Below are 21984 nucleotides of genomic sequence, written 5' to 3' on the forward strand. Positions count from 1 at the left end.
TTGTCTTTTAAGTTGTTATGTTTGTAGTAGAAACTCGCACGCTGTCGAAACTCAATATTCGATAAGGGGTGTGTAGCGGAATGGAATTTACTCTAACTCGCGAAAAACAAATGATTAAAGAAATGGTACGTGACTTTGCTGAAAAGGAAATCGCACCGAAAGCTGTATATTATGACAAAACTGCAGAGTTTCCATATGAAACATTTCAAAAAATGGGCGAACTAGGATTATTAGGCATCCCATTCCCAGAAGAGTATGGAGGTTCAGGTGGCGATACTGTATCGTATGCGTTAGCAGTTGAAGAAATTGGTCGCGCTTGTGGTGGCACTGGTTTAAGCTATGCTGCAACAATTTCATTAGGTGCTTCTCCAATTTATTATTTCGGTACAGAAGAACAAAAACAAAAGTATTTAGTTCCAATGGCGTCAGGTAAAACATTAGGTGCCTTCGGATTAACGGAGCCGAATGCTGGATCAGATGCAGGTGGTACTCAAACGAAAGCGGTACTAGATGGCGATGAGTATGTAATCAGTGGTGAGAAGTGTTGGATTACAAACGCAGAGTATGCAAATACCATTATTGTAACCGCTGTCAACGGTGTTGAAGAGAATGGTAGAAAACGCATTTCAGCATTTATCGTACCTACTACTAGTGAAGGATTAACGATTTCTAGTCCTTACGATAAAATGGGCGTTCGCGCTTCTAATACTTGTGAAATCGTACTTGATGGTGTTCGTGTACCGAAAGAAAATATTCTTGGTGATGTAAATAAAGGTTTTAAACAATTTTTATATACACTTGATGGAGGACGTATTTCAATCGCAGCATTGGCAGTTGGTATTGCGCAATCAGCCTTTGAACGTGCATTGCAATATGCGAAAGAACGTCAACAATTTGGAAAGTCAATCTCTAATTTCCAAGCGATTCAATTTAAATTAGCTGATATGGCGACTGAAGTAGAGCTAGCACGCAATTTAGTACATAAAGCAGCTTGGTTAAAAGATAACGATAAACCTTTCGGTAAAGAAGCGGCAATGGCAAAACTATTTGCATCGGAAGCGGCAAGCCGTATTGCGAATCAAGCAGTACAGATTCATGGTGGATATGGCTATATGCGTGAATATGAAGTTGAACGACATATTCGTGATGCGAAACTATTAGAAATTGGTGAAGGAACTTCTGAAATTCAACGTCTCGTAATTGCTAGACATTTAGGATGTAGATAAAAGGGAGGAATCACTATGTTTCAAAAAATATTAATTGCGAATCGCGGGGAAATCGCTGTTCGTATTATGAAAACTTGTCAAAAACTTGGCATTCGCACTGTTGCTATTTATTCTGAAGCAGATGAAAATGCCCTTCATGTGAAAATGGCAAATGAAGCTTACTTAGTAGGTGGACCGCGTGTTCAAGAAAGTTATTTAAACCTTGAAAAAATTATTGAAATAGCTAAGAAGACAAATGCAGAAGCGATTCATCCGGGTTATGGTTTATTATCAGAGAATCCGTCTTTTCCGGTTCGCTGCAAAGAAGAAGGAATCGTATTTATCGGTCCTTCAGAAGAAATCATTACGAAGATGGGAAGTAAAATCGAATCACGTATCGCAATGCAAGCAGCAGATGTCCCAGTAGTCCCAGGTATTACTACAAATATTGAAACTGCTGAAGAAGCAATTGAAATTGCAAAACAAATTGGTTATCCATTAATGCTTAAGGCATCCGCAGGCGGCGGAGGCATTGGTATGCAGTTGATGGAAACTGAGCAAACGCTCACCAAAGCGTTCGAAAGTAATAAAACAAGAGCGCAAAACTTCTTTGGTAACGGAGAAATGTATTTAGAGCGATATATAGCAGACGCGCATCATATTGAAATTCAGCTTTTAGCAGATACACATGGTAACACAGTGTATTTATGGGAGCGTGAATGTTCGGTACAGCGCCGAAATCAAAAAGTAATCGAAGAAGCACCTTCACCATTTTTAGATGAAGGTACACGAAAGGCGATGGGAGAAGTTGCTGTACAAGCTGCCAAAGCACTTGGTTATACAAATGCAGGTACAGTTGAGTTTCTTGTAGATGATCAGAAGAACTTCTATTTCTTAGAGATGAATACGCGATTACAAGTAGAGCATCCAGTGACAGAAGAAATTACGGGATTAGACCTTGTAGAACAGCAACTCCTTATCGCAAGTGGAGAGAAACTATCATTTACTCAGGATGATGTAAAACGTAGTGGTCATGCCATTGAAGCTCGTATTTATGCAGAGGATCCGAAAACATTCTTCCCATCACCTGGGAAAATTACAGATTTAACACTACCGTCAAATGTACGGATTGATCACTTCTTAGAAAATCATGTAACGATTACACCTTTCTATGATCCAATGATTGCGAAAGTCATTGCACATGGCGAGACTCGTGAAGAAGCAATTTCAAAATTACATGATGCTCTAGAGGAATTAAAAGTAGAAGGTATTAAAACGAACACACCAATGCTACTGCAAGTTTTGGAAGACGAAGTGTTCAAAGAGGGTATTTATACAACAGGCTTTGTAACGAAACAACTCGTTAAAAAATAAGATTTAACAATATTAAGGGGGAAAAAATGATGACGAAAGTATACGCATCGATGGCAGGAAACGTTTGGAAGATTGTTGTAGGAGTAGGAGATACAGTAGAGGAAGAGCAGGATGTCGTCATTTTGGAATCTATGAAAATGGAAATTCCAATCATTTCAGAAGAAGCTGGCACAGTTATGAAAATTAATGTGCAAGAAGGCGATTTTGTAAATGAAGGAGATGTATTATTAGAAATTGAATAGGGAGATATAGGGGGAAGCGAATTGAAACTACCTAATTTTGCTGTCATTAAAGAAGTCGGGCCACGTGATGGCTTACAAAATGAAAAAAAGATTGTTGGCACAAAAGATAAAGTAAAATGGATTCAACTACTTACAGAAGCGGGATTGTCGTATGTTGAAGTTTCCTCATTCGTTCACCCAAAATGGGTCCCTGCATTAGCGGATGCAAATGATGTATTTTCTGAGCTGAAAAGGGATCCCGATGTTACATATGCTGCGCTTGTTCCGAATCAAAATGGTTTGGAACGAGCTTTTTTGCAAAATGTAGATGAGGTGAATGTTTTTTTATCAGCAAGTGAATCTCATAATAAAAGTAATATTAATAAATCGATCAAAGAAGCATTAGTCGTAATTGAAGATATAACAAAACAGGCATTATTCGAAGGGAAAAAGGTAAGAGGCTATGTTTCTACTGTATTTGGATGTCCTTATGAAGGGAATATAAGTCTCGCAGCAGTTGACGAATTATGTAATCAACTATTTTCATACGGTATTTATGAAGTTTCTCTAGGGGATACAATCGGTGTAGCGAATCCATTACAAGTAGAACAAGTATTAGAACACCTATTAAAGAAGTATGATGCTTCGCAGTTTGCAATGCATTTTCATAATACGTATGGAATGGCTCTAGCGAATGTAGTTAAATCATTAGAATACGGTATTACAACGTTTGATAGTTCTTGTGGTGGACTCGGGGGCTGCCCTTATGCACCAGGAGCATCAGGTAATGTTGCTACTGATGACCTAGTACATATGCTCCATAAATTAGGAGTCCAAACGAATATAGACGAAGAAAAGTTATTGAGAGCTAGTCAATTTATTCAAAGTAAGTTAAATATCCAATTACCGAGTCATGTGTATAGAGCGCTTCAACATAAAACGATAAGTAGGTGAGAAGATGCTACAATTACAAAACATTTCAGTTGATTATGTAACACCTCACGTTGTAAAGATTTCGTTATATCGTGAAAGACAAGCAAACTCATTATCTTTAGCGTTATTAGAAGAGTTACAAAACATATTAACTCAAATAAGTGAAGAGTCCAATACGCGTGTAGTTATTCTAACAGGTGCTGGTGAAAAAGCGTTTTGTGCTGGTGCAGATTTAAAAGAGCGTGCCGATATGAATGAAGAACAAGTTCGCCATGCTGTTAGTATGATTCGCACTACTATGGAGATGGTTGAACAATTACCACAGCCAGTTATTGCTGCTATAAATGGAATCGCACTTGGTGGTGGTACGGAATTAAGTTTAGCTTGTGATTTTAGAATTGCTGCTGAATCTGCAAGTCTTGGTCTTACTGAAACGACACTTGCAATTATACCAGGAGCGGGTGGTACACAGCGCTTACCGAGATTAATTGGTGTTGGTAGAGCGAAAGAATTAATTTATACAGGTAGACGTATTTCAGCGCAAGAAGCAAAAGAATATGGTTTAGTAGAATTTGTTGTACCAGCTAATTTACTTGAAGAGAAAGCGATTGAAATAGCAGAGAAAATTGCTAGTAATGGACCTATTGCTGTTCGATTAGCAAAAGAGGCAATTTCAAATGGTATTCAAGTTGATTTACATACCGGATTACAAATGGAAAAACAAGCGTATGAAGGTGTAATCCATACAAAAGATCGAATAGAAGGATTACAGGCATTCAAAGAAAAACGCAAACCGATGTATAAGGGGGAGTAAATATGTTAGACCAAAAACAACAATCTAATTCATTTGAAGAACGAGTTGAAACAATTAAACAAGGCGGGGCACCGAAATATCATGAGCAAAATAAAGCAAAAGGAAAATTATTCGTTCGAGACCGTTTAGCGCTTCTATTTGATAATGGCGAATATGTAGAAGATGCATTATTTGCTAACTGTGAACAAACAGGCTTACCTGCGGATGGCGTTGTAACGGCAACGGGTAAAATACATGGTCGTACTGCGTGTGTAATGGCCAATGATTCTACTGTAAAAGCTGGATCATGGGGATCACGCACAGTTGAAAAGATTTTACGTATTCAAGAAACAGCTGAAAAACTACGTGTTCCGTTATTTTATTTAGTTGACTCTGCTGGAGCGCGTATTACAGATCAAGTAGAAATGTTCCCAGGGCGCCGCGGTGCAGGAAGAATCTTCTATAATCAAGTGAAGTTATCAGGTAAAGTTCCTCAAGTATGCTTGTTATTTGGACCTTCTGCAGCTGGTGGTGCGTATATTCCAGCCTTTTGTGACGTTGTAATGATGGTAGAGGGAAATGCATCTATGTATTTAGGATCTCCTCGTATGGCTGAGATGGTTATCGGTGAGAAGGTAACTTTAGAAGAGATGGGCGGAGCTCGTATGCATTGCTCTGTATCAGGATGCGGAGATGTTTTATGTAAGACAGAAGAAGATGCGATTACACAAGCAAGACAATACATTTCATATTTTCCAAACAACTATTTAGAAAAGACTCCATTGGTTACACCTCAAGAACCGAAACAATTCGATAAAACGTTAGAACAAATCATTCCAGAAAATCAAAATGCTCCTTTCAATATGAAAGATCTCATTAATAGAGTTATTGATGAAGGTTCATTCTATGAAGTGAAAAAATTATTTGCTCAAGAGCTAATTACAGGCTTAGCACGTATTGATGGTAAGCCAGTTGGTATTATTGCAAATCAGCCGCGTATGAAGGGCGGCGTATTATTCCACGATTCAGCTGATAAAGCTGCTAAGTTTATTAATTTATGTGATGCATATCATATTCCATTATTATTCCTTGCGGATGTACCAGGATTTATGATTGGCACAAAAGTAGAGCGTGCTGGTATTATTCGCCACGGTGCAAAAATGATTTCTGCAATGAGTGAAGCAACTGTACCGAAGATTTCTATCGTTGTTCGTAAAGCATATGGTGCTGGTTTATATGCGATGGCAGGTCCAGCATTTGAACCAGATTGCTGCCTGGCATTACCGACAGCCTCTATTGCGGTAATGGGTCCAGAAGCTGCGGTTAATGCTGTATATGCAAATAAAATTGCAGCTTTACCAGAAGAAGAGCGTGCTAGCTTCATTGCTGAAAAACGTGAAGAGTATAAGAAAGATATTGATATTTATCATTTAGCATCAGAGATGGTGATTGATGGTATTGTTCATCCAAACAATTTACGTGAAGAGTTAAAAGGACGTTTCGAAATGTATATGAGTAAATATCAAGTATTCACGGATCGTAAACATCCTGTATATCCAGTTTAAAAGCCCTATTTAGGGCTTTCTTGCTCAAAAAGTTAAGGAGGGGAAAACATTGAAACAAGCAGTTTGGTTTCCAACAGAAGAGTACAAGGAAAAAACACGTTTATATGGTTGGATGAAATCATTGGGATATGAAGACTATGAAATTTTTTATAATAAATCTATTGAGGAAACAGCTTGGTTTTGGGGAGAGGCAGAAAAAGCAGTAGGCTATCAATGGATGAAACCTTATACAGAAGTGTTAGATTTAGAAAATGGTACACCGTTTGCACAGTGGTATAATGGCGGAACATGTAACGTTGTAGAATCAGCTTTATCCCGCTGGCTTGCGGATGAAGAGACGAGAATACAGCCAGCACTTCAGTACGAAGGGGAAAATGGAACTTCAAAATCATTTACATATGAAGAGCTTGACAACTGGGTAAGCCGTGTTGCAAATGGTTTGAAACACGCGGGTATTGAGAAAGGTGACCGTGTAACAATTTATATGCCGATGATTCCAGAAACAGTTGTTGCGATGCTAGCTGTAATGAAAATCGGAGCAATTATTTCACCAATATTCTCAGGCTTTGCGTCTGATGCAGTTATGACACGTGTGCAAGCGGCAGGTTCAAAAATGATTATTACCGCAGATGGATTTTCACGTCGCGGTAAAATTGTTTCTTTAAAAGATGAAGTAGATAAAGCTTGTGAACATTGCCCAACTGTTGAAAAAGTTGTTATCGTTCGTCATGCAGGAAATGATTTTACACCACATAACTATGATTTTTCGTGGAGTACGCTAGAAAAAGAAAAACCATTCATACATGCCGAGGAAATGCAAAGTGATGATCCATTAATGCTCATTTATACATCAGGAACGACTGGTAAGCCGAAAGGAACAGTACACACGCATGCAGGATTTCCTTTGAAAGCAGCTTTTGATGCAGGATTTGGAATGAATATTAAACAAGGTGATCGTGTATTATGGGTAACTGATATGGGCTGGATGATGGGGCCGTTTCTATTATTCGGTTCACTCATTAATGGAGCAACGATGGTTATGTACGAAGGTGTTCCAGACTTCCCAGAAGCAGACCGGTTATGGGAGACAGTTGATAAATATGAGATTACTCATCTAGGTATTTCGCCAACGTTAATCCGAGCATTAATGGCAAAAGGTGATGAGTATGTCAATAAACATTCTTTAAAGAGTTTGGAAGTATTCGCATCAACAGGAGAACCTTGGAATCCTGATCCATGGATGTGGCTGTTTGAAACAGTTGGAAAAGGAAATGTTCCAATCTGTAACTACTCAGGTGGAACTGAAATCTCTGGTGGGATTTTCGGTAATGTTCTTATTAAGCCAATCGCACCGATTAGTTTTAACGCATCTTTACCAGGAATGGCAGCTGTCGTACTGGATGATCAAGGTAAACCAATTCGAGATGAAGTCGGAGAATTATGCTTAGAGAAACCTTGGGTAGGTATGACGAAAAGCTTCTGGGAAGATGATGAACGTTACGTGAACACATATTGGTCACGTTTTGAAAATAAATGGGTCCACGGTGACTGGGTCATTTACGATGGTGAACAATATATCATCACAGGGCGTTCAGACGATACGTTAAATATTGCAGGTAAACGTATTGGACCTGCTGAATATGAATCTATTCTTGTGAAACATAACGATGTAATTGAAGCTGCTGCAATTGGTGTACCTGACGAAGTAAAAGGTGAAGTTTGTCATTGTTTTGTAGTATTAAGAGATCATGTAACATTCACAGGAGAATTAAAGAAAGAATTAATGAGTTTAGTAAACTCTCATATTGGAAAAGCGTTGTGTCCTAAAGACATCCACGTTGTAGAAGATTTACCGAAAACACGTAACTCTAAAGTAATGCGCCGTGTTATTAAAGCAGCTTACTTAGGAAAAGAGTTAGGTGATTTATCATCGCTTGTAAATCCTGAAGTAGTTCCGTTTATTCAGGGGTTACAGTCTAGTAAATTATAAAGTTAGAAAGGATCTCTGTATAAATAGAGATCCTTTTTTATGTTTATAAAAAGAAAAGAAGTGAATTTGATGAAGAAGAAAAATTCTACTATTAGTGTTAAGTATGTCTGTTTTATAGTTTTTATTAAAATACGATACTGTGGCATGTTTATTCATTGGAGTAATTAAATTTTGTTAAGGATGAAATTCAATAAAAGCGTTATTTTAATAGGCTGTTACGAAATTTAATTTGAAAGGCACATCCAAATGATAAAAAAAGAGCACTATAAAATCAGTGCTCTTTTTATTAGAAATTGCTTAGTTCTTAAAAATAAAATCATTACGGACAATTCACAATGGTAATAATGACGCTAGCCATTGTTCCAGGAGAATCAAGAAGTGAAGCAGTAACGGTTACTGTTCCAGGCCCATTAGCGGCTAGAAATACAGCGGTAAAGTTACCTGAGGCATTGGTAATGACAGCAAGAGGAACCATGAAAGCAAGAGATGGGTTACTAAACGAAAAACTGACCACTACCCCTGGAGTAGGAATACCGTTTACTAATACTTGACCCGAAAAAAATAAAGTATTATTTCCTTGAGTGGATACACATGCTGTGGTTTCGTTAGAAGTCAAGGTAATAGATGCAGGTCCAGCAGGAAGATTAAATCCAGTTGGTCCAGTTGGTCCAGTTGGTCCAGTTGATCCGGTTGGCCCAGTCGGTCCAGTTGATCCGGTTAATCCAGTAGCTCCTGTAGCTCCTGTAGAACCGGTGGGACCGGTAGGGAATTGAAAAGGTTGAACAGTTGGAAGTGTAGGTCCAATAGAACCCGGATTAAGTGCAGCAAAAGATAAAAACTCGTCCATTATTTATCACCTCTAAAAATCGTATTACTAATAGTAAATGTAATGATAGAGCAAAGTGAAACGGACAAGCGGTTTTATTTTAACAAATTAAACAAAGTAGTTATATGATAGAAAGAGAGATTAGTATGATTCCTTTAGAAATTAAATATAAAAAGGCGATTATCTTCAAATCGCCTTTTAGGTAATGCCGTGTAATTTTATTCAGTTATTTGAAATATAGTTTCATTCGGTTTGGAAAATCCATACAGTTTCCTTGCGGATTTTAAAATTTCTTCTTCACTACTTGTTAAAGCCTTGACATCCTTGTTAAGGGAATGACCATCCTTCTTTACAGAAGATAATTTTTGTTGTTCCGTATTAAGTGTGATTTGTTTTTCTTTAATCATTTCTTGTTGGTTATTCAGAGAATATTGAAGGACAAAAATTATAGGTAATATAAAAGCCAAAGTAGTTATAATACGGCGTCTTGTTTTTTTAATACTACCTTGTTGGGTATTAGGATTCACTTGCTGTGAGGGTATATTAGGATTTGATTGGTGTGATGATACTTTTGGGATGTTTCCCATTAAAATGCCTCCATTACTGATTGTCGAATTTAAACCGTTTAATAGTATTATAAATGTTCAATAAGGATTTTAGAAGATATTTTAATATAGGTGAGTTTTGTAAAGTTTAAACAAAATCTTTATTTAAATAAAAGAAACCCCGCTTGTCTCTGGGGTTTCTGAAGGCAATGAAAGTACTCGACTAATTAAAGATTCCATGAATTTTTTGCTGAAAATACTGGTGAATTCGTCTGAAGTAATGAGGGCATCTAAAGCTTTATACGTACGTGAAGTAATTAAAAATCGATTTATAAGAGTTAGCTTGTTTTTTCTTAATAGCCCACCTAATCAGTAAATACATATGTCTGTTGAAATCTTTACGTGTTCATTGATAAAAAGCTGATTATATTCAGTCAGCTTTTTGTATAATACATTCTAGTATTTATCGGTTCCAAAAGACATATTCTTTCCTTTAAGTTGGCATCGAAAATATTACCAATTTTTCCTTTTACAATGGCAACAAATAAAGAAACATTTACAACGACACTTATTTCGTTTAGAACTCCAATCATCATCACAATGACAGTTTTCTTTAGATTTCCACCAATCATCATTACAATGTTTTTTCTGAGAACTCCAATCATCATCACGATGACACTTTTCTTTAGATTTCCACCAATCATCACAACAATGCTTTTTCTGAGAACTCCAGCAATCATTTTTCCAGGACATTCATTTCTACCTCCTTTTAATAGTGTTCATATTATTCTATGTTTTAATAAAAAAATGGCTTGTTTATTAACCTACTATTTTATCTTTATATGATAGAGTGTTTTCTACTCGATATAGAGTTTATACAAACTATGCAAATTTTTAAGATATAGTGGAGAGAACTACTACTAGTTATGGTATTTTTCAATAAACATTTGTTGAAGAAAGCGTTTTGATTACAAATAATATCTTATTTCGAGTACGCTTTTTTGAATGTATATTTCACAATAACAAAGGAAAAAACCGCAAATAAAGTCTATGGATATGTGAGCTAATGGGAAAATCTAGTGCGTTTTTAAGAAGCGTCTTATTTAAAAGAAAAAAGATTTGTTTTAGAGAATGGTGTCTAAACATTAAATGAAGTAGGACTAAATTCACGGCCCCTCATTAAACAAGCTTTTAATTAGGGGAGGTCTGTTTTTATAATGAATAATGAAAAGAAAGTTTGGTACAATGGTTTGTTTTTTTCTTTTTATGTGTTTGCCTCGTACCCTTTTAAGCTAGTGGACATACTTTACTAATAGAAATGATTAGGGGGTGAGGTATTGGGTTCTCGATTTAATAATTGTAAAAAGAAGTGTACATGTAAACAGGATGATTGTTGGGAAGTATTCGAAGAGTGTAAAAAAGAACAGCATGAGAAATGTGATAATTCTTGTGTACAAGGAATTAGAGATGAACTTAAGAAATTAATTAATCGAACAGTTCAAATTAACACAGAGGGACGTACTTATGTAGGTACTGTTTCGTCTGTAAGTTGTGATGTAGTTAAGCTTGCGGCTATTCCTGGATCGGTTGGAGTAATTATTTCCATTTGCAAAATTGAAGCAATTTTCCCACCTGTTACAACGGTTACGGCTGACTTTGATTTTAATGGTATTGATGTAGCAAACAAGGCATAATTATGCTGCTTTTTTGTAAAGCCATTCACATGAATGGCTTTATTTTAATTTCATATAAAAGGAGAATATATTCTTTATATAGAAATAAGTTTGAGGTTATAAAGCAAGATGTACGAAAGGAGCAAGGAAGTGATTAAACTAGAAACCTTTAAAAAATCTGATTTTAAACAATTAATAAATTGGATTAATTCCGAAGAATTTCTAATACAATGGTCAGGTAATGCCTTCACATTTCCTTTAGACGAACAGCAATTAGAGAAGTATATAGAAAGTGCAAATACATTCGCTTTCAAAGTGGTAGATGAAGAGACTTCAGACGTTATTGGTCATATTTCGCTTGGGCAAATAGATAATATTAACAAGTCCGCTAGAATTGGAAAAGTATTAGTTGGTAATACGAAGATGAGAGGACGTTCTATAGGAAAACATATGATGAAAGCAGTACTTCATATTGCTTTTGACAAATTAAAACTACATAGAGTAACTCTTGGTGTGTATGATTTTAATACATCGGCCATTTCATGTTACGAAAAAATAGGGTTTGTAAAAGAAGGCTTATTAAGAGAGTCAAAAAGAGTAGGAGAAACGTATTGGAATTTATGGGAAATGAGTATGTTAGAATATGAATGGAAGAAGTAGCAACAATAGTAATTTATAATTATATTATGTTAATAAGAGAGGCTTGGTGGGTATAGTGGATAATAAAACAAAAATAATTTCAATTGCAGCTGTTTCAGGGGAGAGCTAGTATATTAAAACTGAGAAAGAAACCATTTTTGAAAAAGGCCCACCTGCATTGTTTCTGAGGAATAAGAGGGCGAGCCCTAATTAAACGAAACTGAATGAATCTGTAAAAATTGTAACTAAAGTATGCATCAACAAGGTATTGAAAGGGATGAATAGTAACCTTTACAGATTATTCCATATATAACAAAACTGGTTAGCTTCTGATTTAAGCGCTACTAAATGATTATTATTAATAGAGTTATTCGTATACATTCTGTTCTTTTGGATGTTAAGTACCGTATAATTCACATCGTTTCGTTCATTTGAAAATGTTGATTCATTTAATAGTGTAAGTGTCGAGTTAATGTTGTATTTATCAATTCGCTCTTTTTTTCCTTTGAAAAACAGTTTGATAAGATGTGGCTCATTATTAATGAATAAGCCAAGTTCAGGCGATGAACGGACGATTAAATCATCTGATTTCCAATATGATTTACCTGGATCAAACCAAGAGATTTCTTTATTTTTAATGAATTTTTTGTATTGCTTTATGACATCAATGTAGTTTTGTTTTTTTTTCTGATCAACCGTTTGTACTAATGTTTCAAAACATTCAAAAGGTAGTTTGTTTTGATGAAATTTAATAACAGTTTCTCGTAATTGTTTCCAGTAATCAAAAGCTGGTTGATATTCAGGTTGGGATTTTAGATTTTTTATAAAGGTTGTTTTAGCTGTACTACCTTTCAGTGTGAAGTCTAAAAATTGTGTAAGCCCTACTTTAATTTCTGTCATATTACATCACCCTTCCAAACATTATTCATTTAATAATAGACGAAAAACCCTACATTTTTAAAGAAATGAGCTAGATGCTAGAAAACCTAATGTCCATGCACAATAGATACGGGAAAGCCAATCCGTAAGTATAAATGATGGACCATCCAATTGAAGATAAATTAGATAATGATTACCAGGTGATAGGTTATTAATATAATCGGATAGTGAGGCGAGTTTAAAAGATAACAATATAGATTATTTAGCTTGGATTTGAGAAAAAAGTGCATGGGAATAAAGAGGGATATAGGGAAATGAGCCCTCATCAAAAAATATAAGTTGGTATCAGTATACCGTAGAGAATGAGTGTATAGAACATACAAGTAAAAGTATTGGCTAGCACACTTAAAATAAGCCGTATAAAGAGTTAATCATTGTGTGCTTTGATTATATAATGTCGCGAAATAAATAGTGTGAAGGACAGCTATCTTAGCAAGTGTTTCATGTAACGTTCATATACTTTAATTTTTTATAATTAATTAAATTTGAATTTTGTTTGTTGTTAAGAAAAGGTGGGAAGAAAATAAAAAAAGAGGGCTAATTGGTCATCTTCCTGTCAAGTAGACAGTAATAAAAAGAGTATTATGCCACGGCCTTTTCCCGATATTCTATCGGGGAAAGGCCGTGAAGTTTTTCTTGGAATCTTTCTGTATTATAAAATTGAATATATTCTTGAATTGCTCGGTAGGCCATTTCATATGTTTTTGGGCACACTAAATACAACTTCTCTGTTTTTAAATGTGAGAAGAATGATTCGATACACGCATTATCAAAACAGTTTCCACGTCTAGAATGACTACCGACAAATCCTAATTTCTCTAACTGTTTTGCGTAGGATTTAGATGTATATTGAAACCCTTGATCTGAATGGAAAAGGGGCTTAGTAGTTAATGACTTCCCTTCTAATTGACGTAATGTAGTTAAAACCAAATCTAAATCATTTCTTGAAGATAGCTTCCAGGCAACAATTTCATTGTTGTATAAATCTAACACAGCTGACAAATAGGCAAATTGTTCTCCGATTCGTACATAAGTAATATCTGTTACGAATTTTTGATTTTGCTTTTCAGCTTGAAACTCTCGATTCAAATAATTTTTAAATACCACAGATGTTTTTCTTCCATAAAACGGACGTTTTTTTCGAATGATAGATTGAATACCCAGCTCTCTCATAAGACGACGAACACGTTTATGATTCATTACCATTCCTTCTGAGCCAAAGCACGAGTCATACGTTTATACCCATAGTAAGGGTGCTGACGATGAATAGATAAAATATGTTCTTTATGCCACATATCCCTTTTCTGACGTAAACGCTGCACGTTATGATATTTCCGCCATTTATAGTAGCCAGCCTTAGAAACTTCCGCGATTTGAAGCAACCATCGGAGTGGATAGGCTTGGCGTAATGAATCGATAAGAGAAAATCGTTCTTTCTTTAGGACCATTCCTTCCCGTGTAGATTTGGATTGCGCTTTTTTAAATACTCAACCTGTGCCTTCAAATAAGCATTTTCTTCTTCTAGACTATTAAAATTCTTTCGATTCCAGACACCACGTTGATCATCAAAGGACTCCCCTTGTTGCGCACGTTTTACCCACTCAATAATCTGGGCATCGCTCTTCACACCGAGTTGTTCACGAATTTCTCGCAATGACTTTCTCTCTTCTAATCGAAGACGAACTGCTTCTCGCTTTAGTTCTTCTGTATATTTTTGAAATGATTGTCCTTTTCTTGCCATAAAAAAATCCCCTCCAGATAAAACAGTATTGAGTCCATCATATCAGATGGACTCTTTTTTTACTGTCTACCTATAGGGGATAATACCAAATGCCCTCTTTTTTTATTAATTTGGTAATTAATCACAGATTGGTATCCCAAGCACTCTTAGAGCTAATGCTACTTGAAGGGAAATCTCTAATCTAGCAATTTCAATACCAGCTACTGAAAGAACTAAAAAAGGTTGTCCGTTTACAAATACAACGCAACTATCCATAGTTAAGCCTCCTTTCTAGTAATCTACTATAGTATATGAATAGAACTTTAATATGTAATAGTTCAATTGTTGGATTTAATAGAATTAATAGATTAACCCATTTATACAAACAAAAGAATATAACGAAAGGAAACAGAGATGGATGTATGCCTCGAAAAACATAGGTTTTAAGACATGTAATGGGATATGAAATTCATCATATTGGTCAGCTATCTATATGGGCGAGGGAGTTAAACTTGCAATCTGTTTCAGCAAATTTGATTGGACGAGGATGATAGAATTAAAAACCGACTTGCATCTCAAACGCAAGTCGGTTTTTATATATAAGAAGATTTCTTAATTGAAATCCTCGGATTTTTTCTGACGTATATGTAAAAACATTAAGGTGGTAATGATTAAAAAAATCATTATAGTTTGTATAATTAAATTTTTAAACTGAAGCAATATTGTCCAAGATGTAAGGGCGTCTTTAAAAGCTTGGAGTGCAGAGTACGAGGAAGGATCAAAACCATACTGTAGCAACTTTTTTGTTTCAATAAATGAAATGTTTTCTTCATCTGCATCTAATATTACTGAAATTAGTCTAGTATCTCCAAGTTTTGCTGTACTGACAAAACTATAATTACCGTTAGTTGAAAAACTAGTTTGTAAGCCATCAACACCTTGAAGTTTAATGTTTTCATTAAGGGAATATATCATTTTATTCGTATTGAAAACCTGGGAATCTTTGAAGGTAAATTGGTAAGAGGTTAGTTTCGTAATATTCAATACATCTGGAAAATCTTTTACTAATTTTGCTGCTAGTTTAGCTGCGTCTATCGCTGTTGTAGTTGATTGTTTATCTGTATCATTATTAATTCCAGTAGAGTTTAGAAATGGAGATGGTTGTAATAACTTTAGTTCTTTTGCTTTTTTATTCATTAATACTGTAAAGTTATCTTCATTTCCAGCAATGTGTTCTGCTAGAGCGAGTGCAGAACGATTATTCCCTGCCAGTAGCAATGCATTAAGTAAATCACGAACCGTTGTTTTATCATTCGATGTTACTTGTATAGGGCTTGTTTCTACTCGGAAAACTTCGTTACTTATTTGTACTAAGTCATCTAACTGTATTTTTCTATCATTTAGTTGCTCCAATACGATATATTCTGTCATTAATTTAGATAAAGCAGCTGATTGTACCGGAGTTTCTTCATTTTTTTTATAAACAATTTCACCTGAATTAGCATTTATTAAAATAGCTGATTTAGCTTGAATAATCGGACCATTTACATAAAGATAAAAATATAAAACGATAAGTGCAGTAATAAAAAAAGATAATAATAAAATAGCGAATTTCTTTAAGAATTGCATAAGCGATCCTCCTATTATGACATCAATACTAGTATTGTAAAAAGGAATGCTTAATTAGGAAGAAAGAAAAGGTAAAGAATTTCTAAAGAATTATAAAGGATTATTAAATTTTGGGTATTAATGGAAAAAGTTCAATTTCTTATATGATAAGAAATTGAACTTTTTATTTATAATATTAACATTTGTATGGGAGTAGTTTTACAGTGAATGTTGTTTTTTCATCATCACTATATACTTCAATTGTTCCTTTATGCAATTCGACTATACTTTTTGCAATAGCTAATCCAAGTCCAGATCCACCAGTGTTTGTAGAGCGAGATTTCTCAACGCGATAAAAACGCTCAAAAATATGAGGTAAATCCGTACTAGGAATAGGTTGTCCGTAATTTGTTATATCAATTGTAATCATATTATTGCTTTCATAAGCAGTAAGGTCAATATAGCGACCTTCGCTTCCATAAGCGATAGCGTTTATAATAAGATTTTCAAACACACGCACTAATTTTTCACCATCAGCTAATACCATGAGCTTTTGAGATGGGAAAGAAGGTCGACATTCTATATTTGCTTCTTGAAATTGTATACGGAATTGAACAGTTAATTGCCCAAGTAACTCTACTATGTCAATAGGGACAGAATACAAGCTTAACTCTTTATTTTGAACACGTGTATATTCGAACAGGTCATTCATTAATGCATTAAGACGAGTGACTTTATCGTAAATGACTTGAATATAGTATCGCAATTCTACTTCATCTCTATAATTATCATGATGGATTAAATTTACGTATCCAACTATAGAAGTAAGGGGAGTGCGTAAGTCATGTGATACATTTGTAATAAGCTCACTTTTTGCTTGTTCCGCTTGTCTTTCTTCATCAATTGAGACTTTTAATTGTTCAACAATTTCATTGACCCCGATTGCTAACTCTTCCAGATAATTATGATTTACAATAGAAACTTTATGATTGAAGTTTCCATTTGCAATATAACGAATTTCTTCTATCATTTTTTTAATACAAGTTTCATAATAAAGTTTTTTCTCGTGACGATAAAAAATGTAAAGATAGGATGAAAAAATAGAAAATAAAAACAAATAAGATACAATCATCATCCATAACGATTCTTTAATCCCTTTATACTTTTCATAACCAAAAATTCGAATGAATTCTTTACCAAGTTCAGTTAGAGTAAGTGAACTCTCAATTACACTCGTAACGAGGCGATAAATAATTAACTCAGTAATAGGCGTGAGTGTGATAGCTAATAAGAGCCAAAAAATAAGTTTCCATTTAGGGATATCTTTTAATATATCAAATGCTTCATTTCTCAATTTTATAGCCAACTCCCCAAACAGTGTGAATAAATTTTTCTCCATTTATTACTGTTTCAAGTTTATCCCGTAAGTTGCTAATATGAACCATTACAGTCTTATTTGAACCGTAACCATCTTCATTCCAAACGCGTTCGAAAATTTCTTCTGAACTAAATACTCTTCCTGTATTACTTGCAAGTAAATATAAAATATCGAACTCAATAGAGGTTAATTTAATATACTCTCCATTTACTTTAACAGTATGATTATGTTTGTGTATTTCAACAGAGCGAATACGAATAATACCATCTTCATTCTTTTGCGAAGTAGCGTTTTGGAAAGAGGATCTTCGTAATAAAGCTTTCACTCTTGCTACTAATTCTAATGGATTGAATGGCTTGATCATATAATCATCGGCACCTGTCATAAGACCTAATATTTTATCCATATCTTCTGCTTTTGCACTAAGCATTAGAATTGGTACAGTATTATTTTCACGCACTTCCTGACAAACTTCTAATCCGTTTCGTTTTGGCATCATAATATCCAAAATCATAAGGTCAACTTCATATGTAGAAACTTTTTGCAATGCTTCATCGCCATCATAAGCTTTATAAATGTTATAGCCTTCATTTCGCAAATAAACAGCAAGTAATTCAACAATTTCTTTATCATCATCAATAATTAATATGTTTTTATTCATTGTGTAGTTCCTTTCCTTACAAATCATCAACATTACTATAATATCAAACATTTATGTACTTGTAGCGATGATTCTGTATAAAATTTCATGTAACGTATTAAAAAGGAGTAAAAAGATTAATAACGAATATAAAATAACAAGGATATTTAGATTCTACATTATAATGAAAGGTAGTTATAAGGGGATTTTCTATTTTATGTAATGATATATATTCATTTACTCAAACTGGAAAAATAGAAAATGATATTAAAGCTTTTCTACTAAAATATAATAAAGAGTTTACATATAAACATTCAATTTGTGTAGCAAATGAGGCAAAAAAGATTGCAGAAAAGTTTCACGTAGATAAAGAAAAAGCAGCAATTGCAGGATATTTACATGATATTAGTGGCATTTTTCCGAACGAGGAGCGGATTGCAGTTGCTGAAGAATTTGGGATAGAAATAGTGGAAGCAGAAAGAAAGTTTCCTATGATTATTCATCAAAAACTATCGAGAGTAATCGCAAAAGAAATATTTAAAGTAGAAGATGAAGAAATTTTAAATGCAATTTGTTGCCATACAACGTTGCGTAAACATGCAACGAAGATGGATTTAGTATTATTTGTTGCAGATAAAATAGAATGGGATCAAAACGGGACACCACCATATTTAATAGAAATAAAAAAAGGATTGGCAAAATTTTTGGAAAAAGCAGCTTTTGTATATATTTCATATTTGTGGGAAAGGAAAGATACATTTAAAGTTATACATCCGTGGCTAGAAGAAGCATACTGGGATTTAAAAGGAATTGTACAGTAGAAAGGACAAGGAAATGCAATTAAAAGAATATATGACTCAAACATTTCCAGGAGTTACATTAGGACCCTACTTATATTCTCAGTGGGGAAATCATTTACATTTTGATTTCGGAAAAGATAAATATCAAATTGTAGAAGGAACCGACGATTTAAATATGGAATACTTTTCTCAACTATATACATATAATAAATTCTTATTTGAAGACATATTTTCAAAAGAAGATGTAGTGTTTGTAGTGACAAATGTTTATAGATTTAAAAAGGAAAACATAAAAACTCCACAGAAAATAAATGTATACAATAAATATAGTAAGAAAAGAGATTTAAGATTTCATATAAGACAAGAAACGTTACCGTTTCTATTTGAAGATGAAGAAGCAGATTTATATTGTACATATCAATTTTCTTTAAAATGTCTTGCGGAAGATATTAAGTATAAATTGCTTATACAAGCTGCTAATCATGAGGATTTCTCTGCTCTGTATCCTCGATTTGGACGAAAAAAAGAAATTTCTTATCCAAATGTATTTCTCATAAATGCAACGAAAGATATTGTCATGTTTATGTATGATGATAGAGGAAGTGAAGTAATTGCGAAGAATAAAGAAATAATACGAGATTTATATAAGAAATATAAAGAATGGATTCTAGATTATGAATGAGAAAGTATAGATAACTCATTTAAATGACAATAGGGGAAGTGAAGCGTGTAATGAAACGTATTGCAATTGTCTCTGCATGGGAACCAGAACTGACGTATTTGCATCAACATTATCCAAGTGAACGTGTTGAAAAAAGAGCAGCTTGGGAATTTCATTTTCATACTATTAATGAGCTGGAAATTATATCAGTTGTTACTGGTGTCGGTAAAGTAAGCTGCGCTAGTTGTGTACAATTGTTAATTAGTGAGTTTCAGCCAGATGAGTTGTTTATGACAGGAATATGCGGAAGTTTATCAAACAAGGTGAAAAACGGTCATATTGTAGTCGCACTAAACGCAATACAACATGATGTTACTGCTGCTGGTTCAGGGGAAGATGTTTTTAATTTATATAACGGTAGAACAGCACCTATTGAAACAACAAAATCACTTGTAAGAAGAATAAAAAAAATACGATCGTATGATCCGATACATTTCGGCACATTTTTATCAGGAGATCAACGTATTCGTAGTTCGGAAATGAGATATTTACTCCATACCGTATATGGAGCATTGGCAGTTGATCAAGAAGTAGCAGCTTTCGCCTATGTGTGTCAAATAAATAAAAAACCATTTCTATGTTTAAAAGCTGCTTCAGATCAGGCTAATGATAAAACGAAAGAAGAACAAAAAATCTTTAAAATGCTAGCATGCGAAAGAGCATGTGAGCATTTAATTGCTTTTTTGCGTGTTTATGAGATTAATGTAGTAAATAATAGATAGTTTGTTATAAAACAAATTAAAAGTGAGTTATATGTAGGGAAATGTCCGTTCATTTCAAATTAAGAGCTGAAATTTATAATAGATGGAATATATTATATGGGTACACGTTGAGGTTAATACAAGCAATTGGAGGGCAATTTTATATGATTCAATATAAAAGGTGTAGTGAAGTAAATATTGATTTAGTATATGAAGCTTTTAAAGATGGATTTTCCGATTATATTATTAAGATGGAAGTTTCAAAAGGGGATTTTATACACCGTTTTTTGGGACCAGAAGGTAATTTGCTAGAACATTCTTTTCTTGCTTTAGACGGTGACAAATCAGTTGGCGTAATATTAGGTGGTATAAAAGATTATGAAAGTATAAAGACTATGCGCTGTGGAACATTAGCGGTTCATCCTAATTACCGCGGTATTGGTGTGAGTCAAAAATTATTTGAACTGCATAAAGAAGAGGCGATTCAACATGGATGTAAGCAACTTTTTCTCGAAGTCATTGTAGGAAACGACCGAGCGATTCATTTTTATAATAAGTTGGGCTATGAAAAAGTGTACGATCTTTCTTATTATAATTTAAATGATTTGACTAAAATAATGAATAAAGATTGTAAGGATATTGAAGTAAAACAATTAGAATTTCCAACTTTTAAAGATGAAATTCAGAAATGGTTAAACTTCCATATAAATTGGCAAAATGATATTGATTATATCGAACAAACAAATAATGTATTTTATGGTGCATATGTCGATAATGACTTAAAAGGCTCTCTATGTGTAAATGAACAAGGTAAAATTAGTTTTATTTTCGTAGACAAAAATTATAGAAATATTGGTGTTGGGATGAAATTATTACAAGTAGCAAGAGAAGAATTACATTTATCAAGTTTATCAATTGGGTTTCCTAACAATAATTTATTGGAGGGTTTTTTAAAGAAATGTGGATTTGAAAAGAATTCTTTAGCGCAATATGAAATGTATTTATTACTCTAAGAGCGGAAAGATTTATTCTTTTCGTTTTTTATTTTGCTGTTATGTTGGTAAATGCTCCGCAACTATAATTTATAATGAGAGGGATTTTGTTTATCCTTAAGTTATTTTTTAAATTGTCAATTTTATGCTAATAATTTTCTTTGTATAATATTCTAATTTTATGTAGAATAGATACGATGGGAGGGGATGAAATGAATAATGGATTAAAGTTTAAGATTTTTGAATTGCATTGTCTCGTTCAAAAGACTTATTCTGATATTAAAATAGCATGTGATATTGCTATTTATCAAGAAAACACTTCTAAATATTTAATTTCATTAGGATTTTTAAATAAATCATATATGACTTATATAGAAGCAAAAAGATTCTATCGCGAAAATGAAGAGCTTGTAAGTGTAGAATTTGATAATTTTTTTGATATGTATGATAAATTAGAAAATGAATTAAAACAAGTTATTTCAACTGAAGATAAAAATCCTTCATCGCTACATAACAGATTTGATCAGTTTCAGCAGAAAGTTGAAAATATAAATGACCTAATAAAAGTATTGCAAAATGCTCGTTAATGAATGCTTTTTTCTTTTTTGTATAGAAATTATGTATTAAAAACATTTTAGGGATATTATATATTGAAGAGGTGGCTTTTGTAGATTACAAAAGTCATCTTTTTATGTTAGGAATAGATTGTATACATTTTAGC

General features: G+C 33.9%; 22 protein-coding genes and 3 pseudogenes. 16 read left to right on the top strand and 9 right to left on the bottom strand.

Annotated features, from left to right (window positions below; genetic code table 11):
- Nucleotides 1-80: 80 nt before the first annotated feature.
- The 8 genes from DN407_RS11960 to DN407_RS32090 all read left to right on the top strand — a co-directional run bounded on the left by DN407_RS11960 (nt 81) and on the right by DN407_RS32090 (nt 8632).
- Complete coding sequence (locus DN407_RS11960) at nt 81-1226, top strand: acyl-CoA dehydrogenase (protein ID WP_000397282.1); 1146 nt, start codon at nt 81-83, stop codon at nt 1224-1226.
- Between the two features lie 15 nt (nt 1227-1241).
- The gene (locus DN407_RS11965; protein WP_000486742.1) at nt 1242-2579 is read left to right on the top strand and encodes an acetyl-CoA carboxylase biotin carboxylase subunit; all 1338 of its coding nucleotides are present in this window, start codon (nt 1242-1244) and stop codon (nt 2577-2579) included.
- 26 nt (nt 2580-2605) lie between these two features.
- Entirely contained in the window at nt 2606-2821 is a 216-nt protein-coding gene (locus DN407_RS11970) for an acetyl-CoA carboxylase biotin carboxyl carrier protein subunit (RefSeq protein WP_001987345.1), read from the top strand.
- 21 nt (nt 2822-2842) lie between these two features.
- Entirely contained in the window at nt 2843-3754 is a 912-nt protein-coding gene (gene mvaB / locus DN407_RS11975; protein ID WP_149216272.1) for a hydroxymethylglutaryl-CoA lyase, read from the top strand.
- A gap of 4 nt (nt 3755-3758) precedes the next feature.
- Nucleotides 3759-4547 carry an enoyl-CoA hydratase gene (locus tag DN407_RS11980; RefSeq protein WP_000939816.1) on the top strand — a complete coding sequence of 263 codons (789 nt, stop codon included), beginning with the start codon at nt 3759-3761 and terminating at the stop codon, nt 4545-4547.
- Between the two features lie 2 nt (nt 4548-4549).
- The gene (locus DN407_RS11985; RefSeq protein ID WP_000886744.1) at nt 4550-6091 is read left to right on the top strand and encodes an acyl-CoA carboxylase subunit beta; all 1542 of its coding nucleotides are present in this window, start codon (nt 4550-4552) and stop codon (nt 6089-6091) included.
- Between the two features lie 49 nt (nt 6092-6140).
- Complete coding sequence (locus DN407_RS11990; RefSeq protein WP_000806459.1) at nt 6141-8081, top strand: AMP-binding protein; 1941 nt, start codon at nt 6141-6143, stop codon at nt 8079-8081.
- A gap of 335 nt (nt 8082-8416) precedes the next feature.
- A complete protein-coding gene (locus DN407_RS32090; protein WP_000236250.1) occupies nt 8417-8632 on the top strand; it encodes a hypothetical protein in 216 nt (71 codons plus the stop codon).
- A 239-nt stretch (nt 8633-8871) separates the two neighbouring features.
- Here the strand turns inward: DN407_RS32090 and DN407_RS32750 are convergent.
- The 3 genes and pseudogenes from DN407_RS32750 to DN407_RS12005 form a co-directional block, all read right to left on the bottom strand.
- Nucleotides 8872-8928, bottom strand: a pseudogene (locus tag DN407_RS32750) (exosporium leader peptide-containing protein); the annotation flags it as partial.
- 197 nt (nt 8929-9125) lie between these two features.
- A complete protein-coding gene (locus DN407_RS12000; protein WP_000526887.1) occupies nt 9126-9494 on the bottom strand; it encodes an FtsB family cell division protein in 369 nt (122 codons plus the stop codon).
- A 392-nt stretch (nt 9495-9886) separates the two neighbouring features.
- Complete coding sequence (locus DN407_RS12005; protein WP_098286711.1) at nt 9887-10192, bottom strand: hypothetical protein; 306 nt, start codon at nt 10190-10192, stop codon at nt 9887-9889.
- A gap of 597 nt (nt 10193-10789) precedes the next feature.
- On the opposite strand from DN407_RS12005, the gene DN407_RS12010 reads away from it, so the two are divergent.
- Both DN407_RS12010 and DN407_RS12015 read left to right on the top strand, forming a co-directional pair.
- Nucleotides 10790-11146 carry a hypothetical protein gene (locus DN407_RS12010; protein WP_000535573.1) on the top strand — a complete coding sequence of 119 codons (357 nt, stop codon included), beginning with the start codon at nt 10790-10792 and terminating at the stop codon, nt 11144-11146.
- 108 nt (nt 11147-11254) lie between these two features.
- A complete protein-coding gene (locus tag DN407_RS12015; RefSeq protein ID WP_149216274.1) occupies nt 11255-11785 on the top strand; it encodes a GNAT family N-acetyltransferase in 531 nt (176 codons plus the stop codon).
- A gap of 270 nt (nt 11786-12055) precedes the next feature.
- On the opposite strand, the gene DN407_RS12020 is transcribed toward DN407_RS12015, so the two are convergent.
- The 3 genes and pseudogenes from DN407_RS12020 to DN407_RS12030 form a co-directional block, all read right to left on the bottom strand.
- Nucleotides 12056-12664: a hypothetical protein gene (locus tag DN407_RS12020; RefSeq protein ID WP_098450430.1), complete on the bottom strand. Its 609-nt coding sequence runs from the start codon at nt 12662-12664 to the stop codon at nt 12056-12058.
- Nucleotides 12665-13285: 621 nt separating this feature from the next.
- Nucleotides 13286-14444 (bottom strand): annotated as a pseudogene (locus DN407_RS12025) (IS3-like element ISBth8 family transposase).
- A 117-nt stretch (nt 14445-14561) separates the two neighbouring features.
- Nucleotides 14562-14699: a DUF3956 domain-containing protein gene (locus DN407_RS12030; RefSeq protein WP_000376554.1), complete on the bottom strand. Its 138-nt coding sequence runs from the start codon at nt 14697-14699 to the stop codon at nt 14562-14564.
- A gap of 164 nt (nt 14700-14863) precedes the next feature.
- On the opposite strand from DN407_RS12030, the pseudogene DN407_RS12035 reads away from it, so the two are divergent.
- Nucleotides 14864-14974 (top strand): annotated as a pseudogene (locus DN407_RS12035) (DinB family protein); the annotation flags it as partial.
- Nucleotides 14975-15035: 61 nt separating this feature from the next.
- Here DN407_RS12035 and DN407_RS12040 read toward each other — a convergent pair.
- From DN407_RS12040 to DN407_RS12050, 3 genes are all read right to left on the bottom strand, one after another.
- Entirely contained in the window at nt 15036-16052 is a 1017-nt protein-coding gene (locus DN407_RS12040) for a D-alanyl-D-alanine carboxypeptidase family protein (RefSeq protein ID WP_098283814.1), read from the bottom strand.
- Between the two features lie 175 nt (nt 16053-16227).
- A complete protein-coding gene (locus DN407_RS12045; RefSeq protein WP_001243309.1) occupies nt 16228-17385 on the bottom strand; it encodes a sensor histidine kinase in 1158 nt (385 codons plus the stop codon).
- Entirely contained in the window at nt 17375-18070 is a 696-nt protein-coding gene (locus DN407_RS12050) for a response regulator transcription factor (protein WP_001038807.1), read from the bottom strand. The genes DN407_RS12045 and DN407_RS12050 overlap by 11 nt, the downstream gene beginning before the upstream one ends.
- 191 nt (nt 18071-18261) lie before the next feature.
- Between DN407_RS12050 and yqeK the strand changes: the two genes are divergently transcribed.
- The 5 genes from yqeK to DN407_RS12075 all read left to right on the top strand — a co-directional run bounded on the left by yqeK (nt 18262) and on the right by DN407_RS12075 (nt 21850).
- A complete protein-coding gene (gene yqeK, locus DN407_RS12055) occupies nt 18262-18870 on the top strand; it encodes a bis(5'-nucleosyl)-tetraphosphatase (symmetrical) YqeK (RefSeq protein WP_149216275.1) in 609 nt (202 codons plus the stop codon).
- A 13-nt stretch (nt 18871-18883) separates the two neighbouring features.
- Nucleotides 18884-19531 carry a DUF3885 domain-containing protein gene (locus DN407_RS12060; RefSeq protein WP_149216276.1) on the top strand — a complete coding sequence of 216 codons (648 nt, stop codon included), beginning with the start codon at nt 18884-18886 and terminating at the stop codon, nt 19529-19531.
- 23 nt (nt 19532-19554) lie between these two features.
- Nucleotides 19555-20292: a 5'-methylthioadenosine/S-adenosylhomocysteine nucleosidase gene (mtnN, locus tag DN407_RS12065; protein ID WP_000151939.1), complete on the top strand. Its 738-nt coding sequence runs from the start codon at nt 19555-19557 to the stop codon at nt 20290-20292.
- Between the two features lie 143 nt (nt 20293-20435).
- Nucleotides 20436-21284 (top strand): GNAT family N-acetyltransferase, encoded by an 849-nt coding sequence (locus DN407_RS12070; RefSeq protein WP_149216277.1) that lies wholly within the window; start codon nt 20436-20438, stop codon nt 21282-21284.
- Between the two features lie 191 nt (nt 21285-21475).
- Nucleotides 21476-21850, top strand: a complete 375-nt coding sequence (locus DN407_RS12075; RefSeq protein ID WP_001059023.1) for a hypothetical protein — start codon at nt 21476-21478, stop codon at nt 21848-21850.
- The last annotated feature ends 134 nt before the right edge of the window (nt 21851-21984 follow it).

It is taken from the genome of Bacillus sp. JAS24-2 (assembly GCF_008274905.1).
Taxonomy (GTDB): Bacteria; Bacillota; Bacilli; order Bacillales; family Bacillaceae_G; genus Bacillus_A; species Bacillus_A cereus.

Coding starts and splice junctions, on each gene's coding strand:
- mtnN (WP_000151939.1), top strand. CDS start 19,555: ATGACAATAGGGGAAGTGAAGCGTGTAATGAAACGTATTGCAATTGTC.
- DN407_RS12000 (WP_000526887.1), bottom strand. CDS start 9,494: ATGGGAAACATCCCAAAAGTATCATCACACCAATCAAATCCTAATATA.
- DN407_RS12050 (WP_001038807.1), bottom strand. CDS start 18,070: ATGAATAAAAACATATTAATTATTGATGATGATAAAGAAATTGTTGAA.
- DN407_RS12020 (WP_098450430.1), bottom strand. CDS start 12,664: ATGACAGAAATTAAAGTAGGGCTTACACAATTTTTAGACTTCACACTG.
- DN407_RS12070 (WP_149216277.1), top strand. CDS start 20,436: ATGATTCAATATAAAAGGTGTAGTGAAGTAAATATTGATTTAGTATAT.
- DN407_RS32090 (WP_000236250.1), top strand. CDS start 8,417: ATGGTAATAATGACGCTAGCCATTGTTCCAGGAGAATCAAGAAGTGAA.
- DN407_RS11960 (WP_000397282.1), top strand. CDS start 81: ATGGAATTTACTCTAACTCGCGAAAAACAAATGATTAAAGAAATGGTA.
- DN407_RS12075 (WP_001059023.1), top strand. CDS start 21,476: ATGAATAATGGATTAAAGTTTAAGATTTTTGAATTGCATTGTCTCGTT.
- DN407_RS12015 (WP_149216274.1), top strand. CDS start 11,255: ATGTACGAAAGGAGCAAGGAAGTGATTAAACTAGAAACCTTTAAAAAA.
- DN407_RS11980 (WP_000939816.1), top strand. CDS start 3,759: ATGCTACAATTACAAAACATTTCAGTTGATTATGTAACACCTCACGTT.
- DN407_RS12030 (WP_000376554.1), bottom strand. CDS start 14,699: ATGGATAGTTGCGTTGTATTTGTAAACGGACAACCTTTTTTAGTTCTT.
- DN407_RS12040 (WP_098283814.1), bottom strand. CDS start 16,052: ATGCAATTCTTAAAGAAATTCGCTATTTTATTATTATCTTTTTTTATT.
- DN407_RS11965 (WP_000486742.1), top strand. CDS start 1,242: ATGTTTCAAAAAATATTAATTGCGAATCGCGGGGAAATCGCTGTTCGT.
- DN407_RS11985 (WP_000886744.1), top strand. CDS start 4,550: ATGTTAGACCAAAAACAACAATCTAATTCATTTGAAGAACGAGTTGAA.
- DN407_RS12005 (WP_098286711.1), bottom strand. CDS start 10,192: ATGATTGCTGGAGTTCTCAGAAAAAGCATTGTTGTGATGATTGGTGGA.
- DN407_RS11970 (WP_001987345.1), top strand. CDS start 2,606: ATGATGACGAAAGTATACGCATCGATGGCAGGAAACGTTTGGAAGATT.
- DN407_RS12060 (WP_149216276.1), top strand. CDS start 18,884: ATGCAATTAAAAGAATATATGACTCAAACATTTCCAGGAGTTACATTA.